Source organism: Clostridium sp. SGI.024, assembly GCF_050315195.1.
In the GTDB taxonomy this organism is placed as follows: Bacteria; Bacillota; Clostridia; order Clostridiales; family Clostridiaceae; genus Clostridium.
The window spans coordinates 42,281-59,162 of record NZ_JBNPON010000003.1; the positions used below are offsets into that span (position 1 = coordinate 42,281).

A 16,882-nucleotide genomic window follows, 5' to 3' on the forward strand; every position below is an offset into this window, starting at 1 on the left:
CTTTGGGAGGGATATATTTGGAAAATAAAATTAAATTAATCTGTATAGATATGGATGGTACATTATTAGATAATAATCATGTAATAAGTGAAAGAAATAAAGAAGCCCTAAGAAAAGCAAAGGACCTTGGTGTTACAATAGCAATTTCTACTGGAAGATTATTTTCTTCTGCTAAATACTATTCTGAGTTAATTGGTATAGATACTGCTGTGCTTGCTTCTAATGGAGCTTATATAAAGACTAATTATAAAGATGATACTGTAATAGAAACTCCTTTATCTAAGGAAACTGTACTAGAAATCTATGATATAGTGAAAAAATATGGATTATCAGCAAACTATAATAGCTGGGATACACTTATTAGAGAAAATAAAATTCCAGAAACTCATACTTATTACATTATGAATAAAAATTTGCCAGAGGAAAAGAAGGTTAAGTTTTTAATTGATGAAGATAACCTTCCAAATACTCTTAAAAATTTTAATGGCAATATATTAAAGAGTATAGTTATTGAAGACGGACATAATAAGGATAATCTTTGGGCAGCTAAAAAAGAATTAAAGGAAACCTTTGGTGATAAGCTTCATGTAGTTAGTTCAGGTACTAATAATTTTGAAGTAATATCTGGAACAATATCCAAGGGAATTGCAGTTAAATACTTAGCAGAATCTCTAAATCTTAAGCCTAGTGAGGTTATGTGTATAGGTGATTCTGAAAATGATCTATCTATGATTAACTATGCAGGCATTGGTGTTGCTATGGGCAACGGACTTGATATGGTTAAGGAAGAAGCTGATTATGTAACTGACACTAATAATAATTCTGGAGTTGCAAAAGCAATTGAACGCTTTGTTTTAATGTAGAATGAAGAGCTTCTTTGCTGACGCAAAGAAGCTTTTCATTCTTTAATTTTTTCATTTTTTCATTCTTCTATGCTTTTTGCATTGAATTGTATTTTTCTAAGAAAGCAACTAAATTATTTACTGTTGCCATATCGCTTTTTTCTAAGTCTGTTGGTTGAAGCTTTATCTCAAAGATATCTTCTATTTTTAATAATACTTCAATAATTCCAAGTGAATCTAATAAACCTGCTTCGAATAAGTCCAGGTCTAAATCCTCTCTTATTTCATCTGTTCCTGTAACTTCTTCAAAAATATCTAATACTTTTTCTAACATATAAATTCCCCCTGTATTTTTTATCTAAAAAGCCATCCTGAAAATAGGAATAGCCCAAAACATGCTACATTGAAGTTAACTGCAATTTGTAAATATTGAAACCATTTTTCTTTTTTATGCTTCTTATAATACTTCCATTTTCTTTGAATTATATCTGTTAATACTAATACTATTCCTTGATATAATCCATATATTATATAAAAGATGCTTAGTCCATGCCATATTCCCATAACTAACATAGTAATTATTTGTGCTACATGAGAGGCTGTAAATCTACTTTTAAATCTCTTTTTTCTCATGGAATTTAATACAATCCTTGAATATAGATAATCTCCAAACCATTTTGATAAGGATATATGCCATCTTGTCCAGAATTCCTTCATATCTTTGCTTAGGAAAGGTTTATTAAAGTTATCTGGAGTCTTTATACCTAATATATAGCTTGTTCCAACAGCAAAAGAGCTATAGCCTGCAAAGTCAAAGAATAAATACATACTATAAGCATACATATAATTTAATCCATTTAGAAAGGTAATATCTGCTGGAATTTTACTCATCCACATAGTGTTGATTATGTATGCTAGAACAAACTTGTATCCTAATCCAATAATGATTTTTCTTATTCCAATATATAAGTAATCATCTAAATATTCTTTTTTCTCTATAGTCTTATTTAAATCCTCTTCAAATCTTCTATATCTATCTATAGGCCCTGAACTTAAGGTTGGAAAGAAAATTATAAAATATACTAGAGTTATGAACTTAACTTCTTTTATTGCCCCATCATATATTTCTATAATCATTTGTATAGCCTTAAAGTTTAAATATGATAAGCCTATAAAGCCTATTGGTCCAAACTTTGTAAGCACTGATGTTTTAGTAATTATTACAGGTAGCATAGATGCTAATAATGCTAAGTAAAATATTATCTTATTATCTGTTTTTCTTCTGATAAATAAATAAGAATATATTACTGTGAATTCTCCAACAACGAACATAATAAATAAAAGCATATTATACTTACCAGTTCCAACTATTATTCCCACCATAAGTATTGATAATAGAATACCGTAGTACTTATTATTCTTGCCTTTTATTCCAAGTATTATTGCTGGTATAAAGGATAAAAGTAATATATATAAGTATAAATAATCTCCGTACTGTGCTAATTTCATTACTTAAATTCCTCCATAAGCTTCTTTCTATCTATTTTCCCATTTGTATTTATAGGGAATTCTTTTATTACTTTTATATTTCTTGGAATCATATATGATGGAATATATTTTTTCAATTCTTCTTTTATTAATATTGAATTTTTTAAACTACTTAATCCATTATCTTCTTTTAATGTTACAAAAGAAGATAAGTGTGATATTTTTTCATCCCTATATACTGGTAACACGACACAGTTATTTATATTTGAAACTTTTCTAAGATTGTTTTCAATATCCTCTATTTCTATTCTAAAGCCATTTAACTTTATTTGAAAATCCTTTCTACCACAATAGTATAAGATTCCATTATCATAGTAAGCTACGTCACCTGTTCTATATCCCCTATAGACTTCTCCATTTACTAGTTCATTAAAGAAAACCTTATTGGTCATTTCTTCATTATTAAAGTATCCCTTACTAATGCTTTTACTTAATGCTAGTAACTCACCTTTTTCTCCTGGTTTAACTTCCTCATTTTTATCATCTACAATTTTTAATATTCCCCCATCTAGTGGATATCCAATTGGAATAGATCTTTCATCTTCTAGCATTTCTTCAGTAACATCTATTGCTGATAATAATACTGTTCCTTCAGTAGGTCCATATCCATTTATTATTCTTACGCCTTTAAATCTTACCATTAGTTCTTTAACTAATTTTTTAGAAAGTACTTCTCCTGCAAAGAAGAAAGTTTTTAAATTAGGCATTAAGCTGCTATTAAAATTCATATCTCTAATGCATAGTTCTGCTAATGCTGGTGTTGAAACCCAATACTTTAAATTTGATTCTTTTAAATTCTTAAATAAAAGTCTAAAGTCTTCTAAAGTATCTTTTGATAAACTATTTAATATTTTTCCATGTATTAATCCTAAATATATTGGTATCACAGATACATCAAAGGAATAGGATACTTGATTTAGCATAACATCTATATCATGATTTAAATCCATATATTTACCAAACCAATCATTAAATGAATCTAAATTATTCTTACTTATTTGTACCCCTTTTGGCTTTCCAGTACTTCCAGATGTAAATAAGATATATGCATTTTCATTATCTTTAACCCAATTTTCTCTTGATACAAAATGTGGTTTGTGATTTTTAATTATTCCTTCTATATCACTTTTACTATATGAAGCTTCTAAATTTTCTTCTGTAAAATTAATCACAACCTTGGCTTCAACTTCATTAATTACTTGTTTAACTCTTTCTATAGGAAAGGTTACATCTAATGGAACGTATGCTCTTCCTGACTTTAATGCTGCTAGCATTAATACTAAAATCAAATTATCCTTATTACCATATATAACAATAGGTGATTTATCTTGTCCAAATTCATTAATTAAATATGTTGCCATTGAATCTGACATTTCATCTAATTCTTTATAAGTTAATTTTTCTCCATCGCAAACTACAGCTAATCTTCCTAAGTCAGAATATTTTTTCACATTATCTAATAATCTCATAATTACTCCCCTTAAATCATTAAAATTGATTATATATAAATGGCAAATCCTTAAGTGTGGATAGAACAAATATTAAAAATATAGAAATAAGTATTATAGTTAAAATTATACTATCTATAAGCTCTTTCTTATCTTTCATTAAAGTACTTATACATTTCTTCATTTATATTTAACCATCCCTTCCATCCTAAATGCATAACATCATACATATAGTATTTTTCATATTCTTTATTTTGTAAATTTAATGTTTCAAAGTCATACTCTTTAGCTATGATTTCTAAAGTATCATAAAATTCGGTTCTTTTTTCCTTACTGAACCCTAAATAATCATAATAAAATCCATTTACTGGCATTAATATTATTAATGGTTTTATATTATTATCTTTGCAAATCTCTAATAAAAACTTATAATCATCTAACTCTTTTGATTTTAGTAGGTTAATATTTTCTAATCTATTTTTTAAGCTATCATACACATTTCTTAAGTTATTATCATAATAATCATCATCTACATATATATCATTATTAGTAACCTTACTTTTACCTTCATCCTCTGCTTTTTTGTACTCATTTTCCCAATTAATTTCTTTTATATTTTTCTGTGATTTATTAGATAAATTTTTTAATAATTTAATTGATTGAACCTTATCTTTTATATCTAACATATAATTTTTAAATTTATAATATGGACTTAAAAAAGTTAACCCAATTTTTGATATAAGGTTATCTCTATAATATAAATTGGCATATACTCTTTCTTCATTATATTCTCCGCTACTTCTTAGCAAATCAGAAATTCTCTTAGCATAATAGATTTTATTCTCTTTCTTTATTTTTTCATTATTAAAAAAATCGTAGAATTGTTTTTCTGAAAAGTTTACTAAGAAATCTTCAGATTTAATTCCAGGTTCATCATTAAACCATTGAGATGAAATAATAATTGCAATTTTATCATCGGCACTTATATCTTGAATATTACTTATTATAGTTGCATGTTGAAGTGATTGTGTATAAGCTCGTCCATATATACTAACATCATATTCTGCTCCACTAAATGGAAATATATTAGTAGGTAGTTGATCTACTGGTGATGCTAATTCCGATGAACCTAAAATCATTAAGTCATTTTCTTTATGCATTTGGTCCTTAAGTACTCCACCTCTATCTCTTATAATTTCATTGTAACTATGCTTTAATGAAGTTAAATCTTTACTTTCTACTAATTCCTTGTATTTTTTATTAATTGCTATATTAAATATATTTATAAATAAAAATATAAAAACTATTGGTATCAAAAAAAACTTAAATTTCTTCATATAAAACTCCTATCCTGTTTTTTAAATATTTACTAACTATTAAATATTTTATCATAATTTCCCAAATATACCACTATAATATAAATATTTTTAAAACTTTTTAATTATTTATTAAGCTTTTAAAATCTTAATTACCATATTATAATTCTATAGAGGTGAATTTACTAATGAAAAAATTATATAAGATACTATACTTATTTATAGGCAAAAAACTTCCTAATTCTTATGCTAAGCTTTCTTTTGGTTCAAGAAAAATAAGATATTTTTTAGTTAATAACTTTGTTAGTAAAATAGGAAGAAATGTTAATATTGAATCTGGAGCTAATTTTGATTCTAATATAACTATTGGTAATAACTCTGGAATAGGAATTAATGCATTTATTCAAGGTCCAACCTACATAGGTGATCATGTGTTAATGGGTCCAGATGTTCAAATTTATACTAGGAATCATAAATATGATAGAATTGATATACCAATGTATGAGCAAGGTGAGTCTGAAATAAAGCCTGTTACAATAGGAAATGATGTTTGGATTGGTAGCAGAGCTATAATATTGCCTGGTGTAACTATTGGAGATGGGGCAATAATAGCTGCTGGAGCAATAGTAACTAAAGATGTAGAACCTTATGCCATAGTTGGAGGCAATCCAGCGAAAGTAATAAAATATAGAAATAAATAAATTATAACTATTTTATAGTATAAAAAACTCCCCTTTCAGGGAGTTTTTTGCTTAATTCTATATTCTACATTTTTCATTTTAAATTGTGCTTTGCACACTAAAGTTTATGAATCTTTTCTCTGTTATTAACAACATTTTTTGTTGCATTTCTTGTATCGTAAACTACTTTTGATCTATTTACTATTTCTTCATAGTCATAAACTGTGTGTCCAGTAGTTATAACTACTATGTCTGATTCATCTATTACTTCTTTCCAGTCTACTGAGTAATAAGTTTTGCCTTTATACTTAGCTGTAGCACAGAAAGGATCGTTAACTATAACTTCTGCGCCATTCTTTTCTAATAATTCTATTACCTTAAAGGATGGTGATTCTCTATAGTCATCTATATCATTCTTATAAGATAATCCCATAACTAATACTTTTGATCCATTTAAAGCTTTCTTTTGCTTGTTTAGTATCTTCATGATATTTTCTAAAACGAAGTCTGGCATAGAATCATTTATAATACCTGATGTTTCAATAAGCTTAGTATGATAATCGTATTCCTTAGCCTTCCATTCTAAGTAGAAAGGATCTAGAGGGATACAGTGACCACCAAGTCCTGGACCTGGGTAAAATGGCATAAATCCATATGGCTTAGTTTTAGCAGCATCTATAACTTCCCATACATCTATTCCCATTCTGTTACAAAGAATAGCCATTTCATTTGCTAAACCTATATTTATATTTCTAAAAGTATTTTCTAATATTTTTTCCATTTCAGCTACGGCTGGTGAAGAAACTCTATGAATTTCTCCTTCTAATACATTTTCATATAAAGCAGCTGCAACTTCTGTACATTCTTCAGTACATCCACCTACTACCTTTGGAGTATTCTTAGTATTGTAGTGCTTGTTACCTGGATCTACTCTTTCTGGTGAGAATGCTAAGAAGAAATCTTTTCCACATTTTAATCCACTTTTTTCTAGGATTGGTTTTAAAACTTCTTCTGTAGTTCCTGGATAAGTAGTACTTTCAAGTATTACTATCATTCCCTTATGAAGGTACTTAGCAACATTTTCTGTTGATTTTACTACATAAGATAAATCTGGTTGCTTATATAAATCAAGTGGAGTTGGAACACAAATACATACTGTATCTACATCATTTATAAAGCTAAAATCTGTAGTTGCTCTTAAAATTCCTTTTTGTGTTAATTCACTTAATTCTGAATCAACAACGTCTCCAATATAGTTTTGTCCTTTATTAACCATATCTACTTTTTGATCTTGAACATCAAAACCTATAGTTTCATATCCAGCCTTTGCTTTTTCTACTGCTAAAGGTAATCCAACATAACCTAAGCCTACTACACCAACTTTTGCCGTTTTATTATTAATTTTTTGTAATAATTCGTCCTTTAAAACTGACATTATTTTTCCTCCTAAACATAATGGAATAATTATTTTAATTTACTTATTATATATTGAACTTGCTCTTCATTTAACTCTGGATATACAGGTATAGCAAAAGTTCTATGAGATAAATACTCTGCTACTGGCATATCCCCTTCTTTATATCCTAAGTTTTTATAAACCTTTTGAAGATGTAATGGTACTGGATAATAAACCCCTGTTGCGATTCCAGCTTCTTTTAACTTTTCTATTACTTCTTCTCTATTTTCACTTTGTAATATATACATATGATAAACATGCTCATTATAATCTTTTGCAACTGGAGTAACTAAAGCATTATTTTGTAAAGCTTCATTATAAGCTTTAACTATTTCTCTTCTTCTAGCATTCCACTTATCTATTTCTTTTATTTTAACATCTAAAATTGCTGCTTGAATAGCATCTAATCTAGTATTATATCCAATTAAATAGTTATAGTACTTAAGTGGATTATAAACTGTGTCGTTAGCACTTTCAGCTTTTTGAACTTCTTCTTCTATATTATTAAGTAAGTTATAAGCCTTTTGACCATTTTCTCCACTTCCATGAGTTCTAAGGGCTCTTGCGATAGTAGCAATTTCATCATTATCTGTAACTATCATTCCACCATCACCAGCACAGCCTAAGTTCTTAGTTGGGAAAAAGGAAAAACATGCTGCATCTCCAAGCGTTCCTATTTTTCTTCCTTTGTACTTACCACCTATAGCTTGGCATGCATCTTCTATAACCATTAAGTTATGTTTCTTAGCTATTTCATTTATTTCATCCATATCTGCACTTTGTCCAAATATGTGTACAGGCATTATAGCTTTAGTCTTTGAAGTTATTTTTTCTTCAATTTTTGTTGTATCTATATTAAAGGTATCTTTATTTACATCTACAAATACTGGAGTTCCTCCTACTGCTGATATTGCTTCTGCTGTTGCAAAAAAAGTAAATGGAGTCGTTATAACTTCATCTCCAGCGCCTATTCCAATAGACTTTAAAGCAAGTACTAAGGCATCAGTGCCATTACCAACTGATATAGCATGCTTTACTCCAATGTAATTTGCAAATTCTTTTTCAAAGTCTAATACTGTTTTGCCCATAATATAATTAGCTGATGACAATATTCCTAGAGTAGCTTCGTTTAATTTATCAGCTAATGATTCATACTGAGCCTTTAAATCTATTAATGGTATATTCATAGTTATACGCTCCTTTATTTTCTAATAATATAAAACTAACATTAATATTTTACCACAATAATTAACATATACAAACTTTATAAAAAAATTAATTATACTTTTAAAGAATAAAATGGTAAAATAATATTTATAATTTTTAAAGGAGTGCTTAATATGAAAGATACATTTTTAAAGACTTATTCAATCCTTAATAATAAGCTATATTTTAAGATATTATATCTTTTTACTACTTTTTCTTTTATTACAGCATTAACCTTCATTCCAGGAATTAATATACTAACTAAGATATCCATCTTATGGGGATTAGTTCTTGTTGTAATAAACTTTTTTGAAATTATATTTAAAGGTAAAAAAATTCATTGGATAAATATTATAACTTATGTTTTCTTAGGTTTAACATTAATACTAACTTTACTTTTTTATCCATCTACTGAGAACATAAAAGTATGGGTTATTAACCTTATGTTATTGACTGTGTTTTTTTCCATTGATACATCAGAGAAAAAATCTAAATTAAGTTATGAATTTAATGTTTTAGTTTATTTTTATCTTTTACTAACCTTTATATTATCTTCTATATCTTTGGGTATGATTTTATTGGGAAAAGAAATTAAAATTATATTAGAACCAATTTGGTATGGAGTAGAAAATTCTATAGTCTATACTGGATTATTTAATAATGAAAATGCATTAGGAATATCAGCTGGAATTGCATTTATCTTATCTATATATGCTATTTTTCAAACTAAATCTAAAGCTTTTAAAATTATTATGACAGTTAATTCTATACTTCAATTTGCAACAGTTATAATTTCTGGTGGAAGAAGCACTTATTTAGCTATCTTAGCCTTAGGTTTTACATTTATTTTTGTTTATAATAGAAATATTATATTTAGAATAGCTTTAATATTAGTTCCAATATTCGCAGGTGGTACTTGGTTATTCTTTAATCCAGACAAGATATATAATATTATGCATGGTAGGGAAGTTCTTTGGGAAACGGCTTTTATACTTATTAAAAAATATCCATTTATAGGTATTGGTACTTCTAACTTAATACCAATGATGGATGAATTTAAAACAGATTACTTAAGAGGAATTGAAGGTGGTGGCCTTCATAACATATATATACAGTTAACTACTGTTAATGGTATATTTTCATGTTTAATAATAATAGCTCTTATAGCCTCAATATTCTTATTTTTAAATAAAAAAATTGAAAACTTGAGTGGTAAAAGTAAGATTAAATTCACTATTTTATTAGCTTTATTTTTAGGAATTGCTTTTATTAATCTAATGGAAAGTACTATTCTTTATAATGTTAGCTTTATTTCTATAATATTTTGGTCCTTAGGCGGATATTTAATTTCTATATTAGATAATGATAATTAGAATAAAAGGTTGAATCAAATTTTTCTTGATTCAGCCTTTTTAATTATAGAATTTCTTTAACTTCTTTTATTAACTCTTCTGCTACATATTTAGCATCTTCTAGTGCTAATGTACTGTATACTGGAAGCGATATTTCATTTTCATATTGAGCGTAAGCATTTGGATAATCTTCTATTTTATATCCTAAATTCTTATATAATGTAAACATAGGTAATGGTTTAAAGTGAACATTTGTTGAAATTCCTTTTTCACCTAATCTTTGAATAAGTAAATTTCTCTTTTCTTCATTAAATCCTTTAATTCTTAATGGATAAATATGATATGAGCTTTCTGTACCATCTTCAAATTCAGTATCTGGTATTATGGCAAAGTCTTCTTTTTCTAATATTCTTGTGTAAGTATCAAAGATTTCTTTTCTGTACTTAAGCATACCTTCATATCTTGTTAATTGAGCCCTTCCAATAGCAGCATTTATATCTGTCATATTACATTTAAATCCATCTGTTATTATATCATATTCCCAAGCCCCTGCCTTCATTTTTGATAAGGCATCCTTTGATTGCCCATGTAATGATGTAAATTTAAAATCTTGGAATAAGTTTTCTCTTCCAGCAAAGTTATTATCATTATATGTTATAGCTCCACCTTCAGCAGTTGTAAAGTTCTTAACTGCATGGAAAGAGAAGGTATGAAAATCACATTGACCTCCAACTCTTTTCCCTTTATACTTTGCTCCAAATGAATGGGCTGAATCTACTAAAATAACTATATCTTCTCTGTTTTTTTCTTTTAATATACTTTTTATTTTATCATAATCACAAGGTATTCCCGCAAAGTCTACCGGCATAATTACCTTCGTCTTTTCAGTTATTAAGTCACTTAACTTATCATAATCCATAAAGAATGAATCTTTTGCTAAATCACAAAAGATAGGCTTTATACCTCTATGAATTGCTACACTTGCAGTTGCTGTATATGTGTAAGGAGTAGTTATTATCTCATCTCCTTCTTCAATACCCAAAACCTTAAGAACAAGTTCCATTGCAGCTGTTGCACTATTTAATGCCACTGCCTTGTTAACCTCACAATATTCTGCTAACTCTTCTTCAAATTTAGCTAAAGTAGGTCCAGAAGTTATCCAGCCTGACTTTAATACTTCCACTACTGCTTCAATTTCCTTCTCAGTAATATCTGGAGGGGAAAAAGGTATTTTTTTTGTATTATCCATGTTATTTCCTCCTATTAAATAAATATGAAATCATATTTATCCTTATTATACATCAATTTTTCTTATTTGTATCCTTTATAAAATAATTAGGCCTTTTTTTGGATTCAATATATGTTCTAGCTAAGTATTCTCCTATTACTCCTAAAGCTATTAATTGTATCCCACCAATAAAAGTTACTATACAAATTGTAGATGCGTATCCTGGCATATCAATTCCATATATTAATGTCTTAATTAAAGTCAATAGAAAGTAAATAAAACTAAGGCTTGATATTATAAGTCCTATTAAAGATGATATTTTTAATGGTGTTGTAGAAAATGATACTATACCTTCCATAGCATATTTTAATAATCCCCAAAAAGACCATTTTGTTTCTCCAGCTATCCTATTTTCACTAATATATTCTATCCACTTAGTATCATATCCCACCCATTCGAAAATACCTTTGCTAAATCTATGATATTCCTTAACTGATAGAACAGAATCTATCATTTGTCTTGTCATCATTCTATAGTCTGTTGAACCTGGAACTATATTTATATCTGAAATCATATTAATAAATTTAAAAAATTTTTTAGAAAAGTATTTTCTAAATTTAGCTTCACCAATTCTACTTGTTCTTTTTGTTGCAACTGAATCATATCCCTCTTCTATATACTTAAGCATTTCTGGAATCAGCCTTGGAGGATGCTGAAGATCTGCATCCATTAAAACAGCTAAATCACCTTTAGCATTTTCTAAGCCTGCTAAAATAGCTGCTTCTTTTCCAAAGTTTCTTGAGAAAGATATATATATTATTCTATCATCCTTTTCTGCTAAGCTTATCATTTTTTCTAAGGTTTTATCCTTACTTCCATCATTAACAAAAATAAATTCGAAATTATATCCATGAATTAAGTCTAATACCTTGCAACATTCTTTATAAAATATAGAAATAACTTCTTCTTCGTTATAGCATGGGACAATTATACTTAAAGTTTTGCATTTTGATTCCATTTTCTTCTCCTCCATATATAGAAAATAATAATGCATAAGAATGTTAAGAAGCTTATAACTACACTAATATACATAATATTAAAGCTGTATATCATATTAATGTTGTTTATTCCTGAATCAAGCTTTAAAGCTATAAATCCTCCATTAACCTTATAATATTCTACAGGAGTGTCATTGACTTCTATTTGCCAATTATCATCATATGCTATTGGCAAAAAAACTAATCCATCTTCTTTTAGTTCTATATTTGCCTTTAATCCTGTGTTACTTTTCTCTATATTATCTATATTTATATATTGTGAATTGTCATTGTCTACAATATAGCTTCCATCTATAGAAACTAATTGAGCCACATTAACTATATTATCTGGTAACTCTAAGATATCTCCTAAATTTAAATATCCTATATATATTTCATTATAATCTAACTCTTCAGCTCTCAAATTAGGAAAAGTTGTGCTTTCTCCTACTATATTTCCATTAACCTTAAAACTTATATTGCTTATTTCTGTATCTTTAGGAACCTTAATATAATAATCTCCACTTTTAATAATCTTAATTTCTTTTGAAGTTACATCTTCTATAGTAATATTATTTTTATTCAAATTAAGATTCTCTATATTTTGTAAATAATTATCTTCCCCTTCATCTACATATAAATATTTATATAGCATATTATCTTTTTCAATAACTGATGGAGGCAATTCTCCAGTTACTATTGTATCTAACGGATAGAATTTAAAATCTTCATTGTCTACCTTATATATATAATATCCATAGGCTTCATCTATAAGCTCTGAATTTCTATAAGGACAATATTTAAATTCTGTTAAATAGTATTTAGTTGAAACTAAACTACTTATTATATTTCTTCCTTTAAATTCATTTCTTATAGTATTTTTATTAGTAGTAGCAAATACATTACTCATATCCTTATAACTACCATTAATAAGGGAATGATATCCAGAAACACCACTTATATTACTAGCTAAATATATATTCCAAGACCAATAAGTATCTCTTATTTCCACTCTATTATCTGCTCCATAATTATCTTTCATATATTCTAATACATTAGAATATCTAATTCTTACTTCATTTTGAACTTCATTTCTAGGCTTAAAAATATAATATAAATTAGCTGTTACTTCAAAAAGTATAAATATTGTTAGAATATATATTATCTTCTTTTTATCTAGCTTTATGAAAAATAGAGAAATACAATAAATAACTATTAATGCTAAGTTAATTAAAATAACCTTTTTAGACTTTGATTGATAACTTGAAAGTAAAATAATAATATCTACTAATCCCATAACCAAAATTGCTATCTTCAGCATTTTGTTTTTATCATGAACTAACTCTTTTATTACTTCAAAGAGAATTAGTGCTATATAAATATTTAAGAATAAATTATATCTATAATTTCCTCCTGCTGGCATATATCCTAAATTTAATAAATAACTTAATTTATCACTAAATACAGCTAATATAAGTAAAAATATATGCACATAATATAGCTTTTTTATTTTTTCTTTACCAAAAATAATCCAAGGAATGAAGGTAATCATACCTATTAATGTTATATTTGTATTACTTGGAGACATAGTAAAACCAACATAGTTTTGTGTAAAAAATGAAATAACATTTTTTATATTATGTCCAAACTGAATTGTATTACCAACATCTTTTGAAGAATTGTACATTAATAGTATTGCAGGTATAAGAACAAAACTAGATAATAAAACTGATAATAAGGAAGTTATTATCATATCAAATATAAATTTAAATATTCCTTTATAACCTTTTATTATTATAAATCTAATAATTGCATAAATAGCTATATGTGGAATTAATATAGCTGCTAAATAATAGTCTGATGATATAAAGAAGAATAAAGCAACTATATAAAATAACTTTTTATTTTCTCCTATTACCTTTTCTATTCCTAATAAAAGTAATGGTAATAATATAAATGTATCAAGCCACATTATTTGATAATTACCATAAACTATAATGTAGTAACTAGATATATAAATTAATGTTCCTATCCATCTGAAACTTTTAGATGTAACTTTTTCAAAATATATTGAAGCAAAATAGGACATAAACATCATTTTTAAAGTCATAAACATTGGTAATAATATTATAATTGGTACATTTTTAAATAATTTAAGAATTATATTAAATGGGCTTAGCAAATAGTATATTGTTAAAGCATATGTACTATCTCCTAAGGCTATATTCCAATTATAGACCCAATCTTTACTAAAAATATTTAAATAATTTTTAAAATACTCTATAAAATCAATTCCTTGATTATATAAATCGCTTGATAATATACTTCCTTTTATCAAATACATAAGATAAAAGGTCATAAAAGCTATACCTAAAGAAACTCCTAAGTCTTTACATACTTTTTTCACTACATTTAATCTCCTTATTATTTATCTTTATTTAATAATGCTTTTCTAACTAGTAAGAAATTCACAGGAATGCTAATACTGTAGACTAAAAATGGTGAAAATGCTTTATAAATTCCAATAAAGTTAAAGAAATTCAATAATATCATTTGTAATCCATAATTAAATCCATGAGCCAATAAAAACTTTGCTCCCTTTTCTTTATTAGGAGTAGTTTTAAATGTAAAGTAATTTGATAATATAAAATTAAAAAATAAACTTATTATATACCCTAGTGTAAAAGCTATATTTGTCCCAATAAAATTATATCCAATTAAATAGACTAGATATTGTATAAGTGTTGCTAATACACCTACTATTCCAAATCTAATTATTTCTCCCATTTGCCTTTTATTTAAGATTTTCAATTAAAATCCTCCATATTCTTTAATTATTTTTTATATCTTATAAATACTTTTTTATTATAACTTATTTTCAAAGAATTTTTAATAATAAAGAGATGACATTTTTTTATGCCATCTCTTTATATTTTTTATTCTTCACTTTTACCTACTCCTGAAAGTATTAAGCCCTTATTATGGTCTAATGCCCAGTTAATACCCCAGTCATTTTGGAATATAAGAATGTTTCTATCCTTGAAGTCTTTAACTCTTTTAGCATCAGATGTTAAGTTTAATTTTTCCATATCTATATCTTTATTTTCTATCCATCTTACATATCTAAATGGAAGTCTATCCATCTTTATATCAACGTTGTATTCATGTTTTAATCTGTATTCTAAAACTTCAAATTGAAGTACACCAACAACTCCAACTATTATTTCTTCCATACCTACGAATGATTCTCTAAATACTTGGATTGCTCCTTCTTGTGCTATTTGAGTAACACCCTTTACGAATTGTTTTCTCTTCATAGTATCTACTGGTCTAACTCTAGCAAAATGTTCTGGTGCGAAGGTTGGAATTCCTTCAAATTTAAACTTCTTAGATGGTGAACATAGTGTATCTCCTATTGAGAATATACCTGGATCAAATACCCCAATTATATCTCCTGCATAGGCCTCTTCTACTATTTCTCTATCTTGAGCCATAAATTGTTGTGGTTGTGAAAGTTTAATTTTCTTACCACCTTGCATATGATAAACATCTTCACCTTTTTCAAATTTACCAGAGCAAATTCTCATAAAGGCAATTCTATCTCTATGTGCCTTATTCATATTTGCTTGAATCTTAAATACAAAGGCAGAGAAGTTCTTATCAAATGGATCTATTTCTCCAACATTTGAATGTCTTGGAAGTGGTGCTGTAGTCATATCTAAGAAATGTTCTAAGAATGGCTCTACACCAAAGTTAGTTAATGCTGATCCAAAGAATACTGGTGTTAATTCTCCAGTTCTAACTTTTTCTAAATCTAATTCATCTCCAGCTATATCTAAAAGTTCTATATCTTCCATTAGTTTATCATGAAGGGCATCCCCTAATATTTCTCTAAATCTTGGGTCATCTACTGAACCTTCAACAGCATCTACTGCACTTTGTCCGTGATTTCCTGCTGAAAAGGCAATAATTCTGTTGTTGTCTCTTTCATAAACTCCCTTGAACTCTTTACCTGAACCTATTGGCCAGTTCATTGGATATGTCTTTATTCCAAGCTCGTTTTCTATTTCTTCTAATAACTCAAATGGGTCCTTAGCTTCTCTATCCATCTTATTTACAAAGGTAAATATAGGCATTTCTCTAAGAGATGCAACGTGGAATAGCTTTCTTGTTTGATCTTCTATACCTTTTGCTCCATCTACTACCATAACTGCGCTATCTGCAGCCATAAGAGTTCTATATGTATCTTCTGAGAAGTCTTGGTGACCTGGTGTATCTAATATGTTAATACAATGTCCTCTATAATTAAATTGCATTACTGATGACGTAACTGAAATACCTCTTTGCTTTTCTATTTCCATCCAGTCGGATACTGCATGAGTTGAAGCCTTTCTAGCCTTTACTGAACCTGCTAGTCTTATAGCTCCTCCATATAATAAGAATTTTTCTGTTAATGTAGTTTTACCTGCATCTGGATGGGATATAATAGCAAAGGTTCTTCTCTTTTCTATTTCACTTATATAATCTGCCAACGGCCTTTCCTCCTTGAATTTCAAATTAAATTTACTTTAGTTTATCTCTTTTCTCTAGTTATTCATTATACCCTAAAGTAGCACAATTTAAAATGATAATTTTTAATACACATAGTTATATATTAGTTTATACTCAATATTAAGTTTGGATAAATATAAAATTCATATGAAAACTCCTATAGGATTTTATGTGCTAAAGAAAAATGCCTAAGGGGAATTTCCCCTTAAGCATTTCCT

At 27.3% G+C, this 16,882-nt stretch carries 14 protein-coding genes; 3 read left to right on the plus strand and 11 right to left on the minus strand.

From position 1 onward, the window contains the following. Nucleotides 1–17: 17 nt before the first annotated feature. Nucleotides 18–863 carry a Cof-type HAD-IIB family hydrolase gene (locus tag ACQRD5_RS01670; RefSeq protein ID WP_291628521.1) on the plus strand — a complete coding sequence of 282 codons (846 nt, stop codon included), beginning with the start codon at nucleotides 18–20 and terminating at the stop codon, nucleotides 861–863. 67 nt (nucleotides 864–930) lie between these two features. On the opposite strand, the gene dltC is transcribed toward ACQRD5_RS01670, so the two are convergent. The 4 genes from dltC to dltD all read right to left on the minus strand — a co-directional run bounded on the left by dltC (nucleotide 931) and on the right by dltD (nucleotide 5,175). Continuing rightward, a complete protein-coding gene (gene dltC / locus ACQRD5_RS01675) occupies nucleotides 931–1,176 on the minus strand; it encodes a D-alanine--poly(phosphoribitol) ligase subunit DltC (RefSeq protein ID WP_291628522.1) in 246 nt (81 codons plus the stop codon). A 20-nt stretch (nucleotides 1,177–1,196) separates the two neighbouring features. Next, the gene (gene dltB / locus ACQRD5_RS01680) at nucleotides 1,197–2,351 is read right to left on the minus strand and encodes a D-alanyl-lipoteichoic acid biosynthesis protein DltB (protein ID WP_291628524.1); all 1,155 of its coding nucleotides are present in this window, start codon (nucleotides 2,349–2,351) and stop codon (nucleotides 1,197–1,199) included. Next, on the minus strand, nucleotides 2,351–3,859 hold the full coding sequence (dltA, locus tag ACQRD5_RS01685; protein WP_320627729.1) for a D-alanine--poly(phosphoribitol) ligase subunit DltA: 1,509 nt from the start codon (nucleotides 3,857–3,859) through the stop codon (nucleotides 2,351–2,353). The genes dltB and dltA overlap by 1 nt, the downstream gene beginning before the upstream one ends. 128 nt (nucleotides 3,860–3,987) lie before the next feature. Further along, nucleotides 3,988–5,175, minus strand: coding sequence for a D-alanyl-lipoteichoic acid biosynthesis protein DltD (gene dltD, locus ACQRD5_RS01690; RefSeq protein WP_291628528.1), 1,188 nt, complete (start codon nucleotides 5,173–5,175; stop codon nucleotides 3,988–3,990). A gap of 167 nt (nucleotides 5,176–5,342) precedes the next feature. On the opposite strand from dltD, the gene ACQRD5_RS01695 reads away from it, so the two are divergent. Next, nucleotides 5,343–5,855 carry an acyltransferase gene (locus ACQRD5_RS01695; protein WP_291628530.1) on the plus strand — a complete coding sequence of 171 codons (513 nt, stop codon included), beginning with the start codon at nucleotides 5,343–5,345 and terminating at the stop codon, nucleotides 5,853–5,855. A 97-nt stretch (nucleotides 5,856–5,952) separates the two neighbouring features. On the opposite strand, the gene ACQRD5_RS01700 is transcribed toward ACQRD5_RS01695, so the two are convergent. After that, nucleotides 5,953–7,269, minus strand: coding sequence for a nucleotide sugar dehydrogenase (locus ACQRD5_RS01700; protein ID WP_320900528.1), 1,317 nt, complete (start codon nucleotides 7,267–7,269; stop codon nucleotides 5,953–5,955). Nucleotides 7,270–7,298: 29 nt separating this feature from the next. Beyond that, the gene (locus ACQRD5_RS01705; protein ID WP_291628536.1) at nucleotides 7,299–8,477 is read right to left on the minus strand and encodes a DegT/DnrJ/EryC1/StrS family aminotransferase; all 1,179 of its coding nucleotides are present in this window, start codon (nucleotides 8,475–8,477) and stop codon (nucleotides 7,299–7,301) included. A 153-nt stretch (nucleotides 8,478–8,630) separates the two neighbouring features. Between ACQRD5_RS01705 and ACQRD5_RS01710 the strand changes: the two genes are divergently transcribed. Continuing rightward, complete coding sequence (locus ACQRD5_RS01710) at nucleotides 8,631–9,869, plus strand: O-antigen ligase family protein (RefSeq protein ID WP_427746461.1); 1,239 nt, start codon at nucleotides 8,631–8,633, stop codon at nucleotides 9,867–9,869. Between the two features lie 43 nt (nucleotides 9,870–9,912). Here ACQRD5_RS01710 and ACQRD5_RS01715 read toward each other — a convergent pair whose 3' ends face one another. The 5 genes from ACQRD5_RS01715 to ACQRD5_RS01735 all read right to left on the minus strand — a co-directional run bounded on the left by ACQRD5_RS01715 (nucleotide 9,913) and on the right by ACQRD5_RS01735 (nucleotide 16,645). Further along, entirely contained in the window at nucleotides 9,913–11,097 is a 1,185-nt protein-coding gene (locus ACQRD5_RS01715) for a DegT/DnrJ/EryC1/StrS family aminotransferase (protein WP_427746462.1), read from the minus strand. Nucleotides 11,098–11,149: 52 nt separating this feature from the next. Further along, nucleotides 11,150–12,094, minus strand: a complete 945-nt coding sequence (locus tag ACQRD5_RS01720) for a glycosyltransferase family 2 protein (RefSeq protein ID WP_291628546.1) — start codon at nucleotides 12,092–12,094, stop codon at nucleotides 11,150–11,152. Further along, complete coding sequence (locus ACQRD5_RS01725; RefSeq protein ID WP_291628548.1) at nucleotides 12,070–14,520, minus strand: YfhO family protein; 2,451 nt, start codon at nucleotides 14,518–14,520, stop codon at nucleotides 12,070–12,072. The genes ACQRD5_RS01720 and ACQRD5_RS01725 overlap by 25 nt, the downstream gene beginning before the upstream one ends. A gap of 17 nt (nucleotides 14,521–14,537) precedes the next feature. Next, a complete protein-coding gene (locus tag ACQRD5_RS01730) occupies nucleotides 14,538–14,924 on the minus strand; it encodes a GtrA family protein (RefSeq protein ID WP_291628550.1) in 387 nt (128 codons plus the stop codon). Nucleotides 14,925–15,049: 125 nt separating this feature from the next. Next, complete coding sequence (locus ACQRD5_RS01735) at nucleotides 15,050–16,645, minus strand: peptide chain release factor 3 (protein WP_294169088.1); 1,596 nt, start codon at nucleotides 16,643–16,645, stop codon at nucleotides 15,050–15,052. Between the last annotated feature and the right edge of the window lie 237 nt (nucleotides 16,646–16,882).

What these genes read in the sequence shown, in the direction of transcription:
- dltC (WP_291628522.1), bottom strand. Translation starts at nt 1,176, where the DNA reads ATGTTAGAAAAAGTATTAGATATTTTTGAAGAAGTTACAGGAACAGAT.
- ACQRD5_RS01705 (WP_291628536.1), bottom strand. Translation starts at nt 8,477, where the DNA reads ATGAATATACCATTAATAGATTTAAAGGCTCAGTATGAATCATTAGCT.
- ACQRD5_RS01700 (WP_320900528.1), bottom strand. Translation starts at nt 7,269, where the DNA reads ATGTCAGTTTTAAAGGACGAATTATTACAAAAAATTAATAATAAAACG.
- dltD (WP_291628528.1), bottom strand. Translation starts at nt 5,175, where the DNA reads ATGAAGAAATTTAAGTTTTTTTTGATACCAATAGTTTTTATATTTTTA.
- dltB (WP_291628524.1), bottom strand. Translation starts at nt 2,351, where the DNA reads ATGAAATTAGCACAGTACGGAGATTATTTATACTTATATATATTACTT.
- ACQRD5_RS01695 (WP_291628530.1), top strand. Translation starts at nt 5,343, where the DNA reads ATGAAAAAATTATATAAGATACTATACTTATTTATAGGCAAAAAACTT.
- ACQRD5_RS01715 (WP_427746462.1), bottom strand. Translation starts at nt 11,097, where the DNA reads ATGGATAATACAAAAAAAATACCTTTTTCCCCTCCAGATATTACTGAG.
- dltA (WP_320627729.1), bottom strand. Translation starts at nt 3,859, where the DNA reads ATGAGATTATTAGATAATGTGAAAAAATATTCTGACTTAGGAAGATTA.
- ACQRD5_RS01720 (WP_291628546.1), bottom strand. Translation starts at nt 12,094, where the DNA reads ATGGAATCAAAATGCAAAACTTTAAGTATAATTGTCCCATGCTATAAC.
- ACQRD5_RS01710 (WP_427746461.1), top strand. Translation starts at nt 8,631, where the DNA reads ATGAAAGATACATTTTTAAAGACTTATTCAATCCTTAATAATAAGCTA.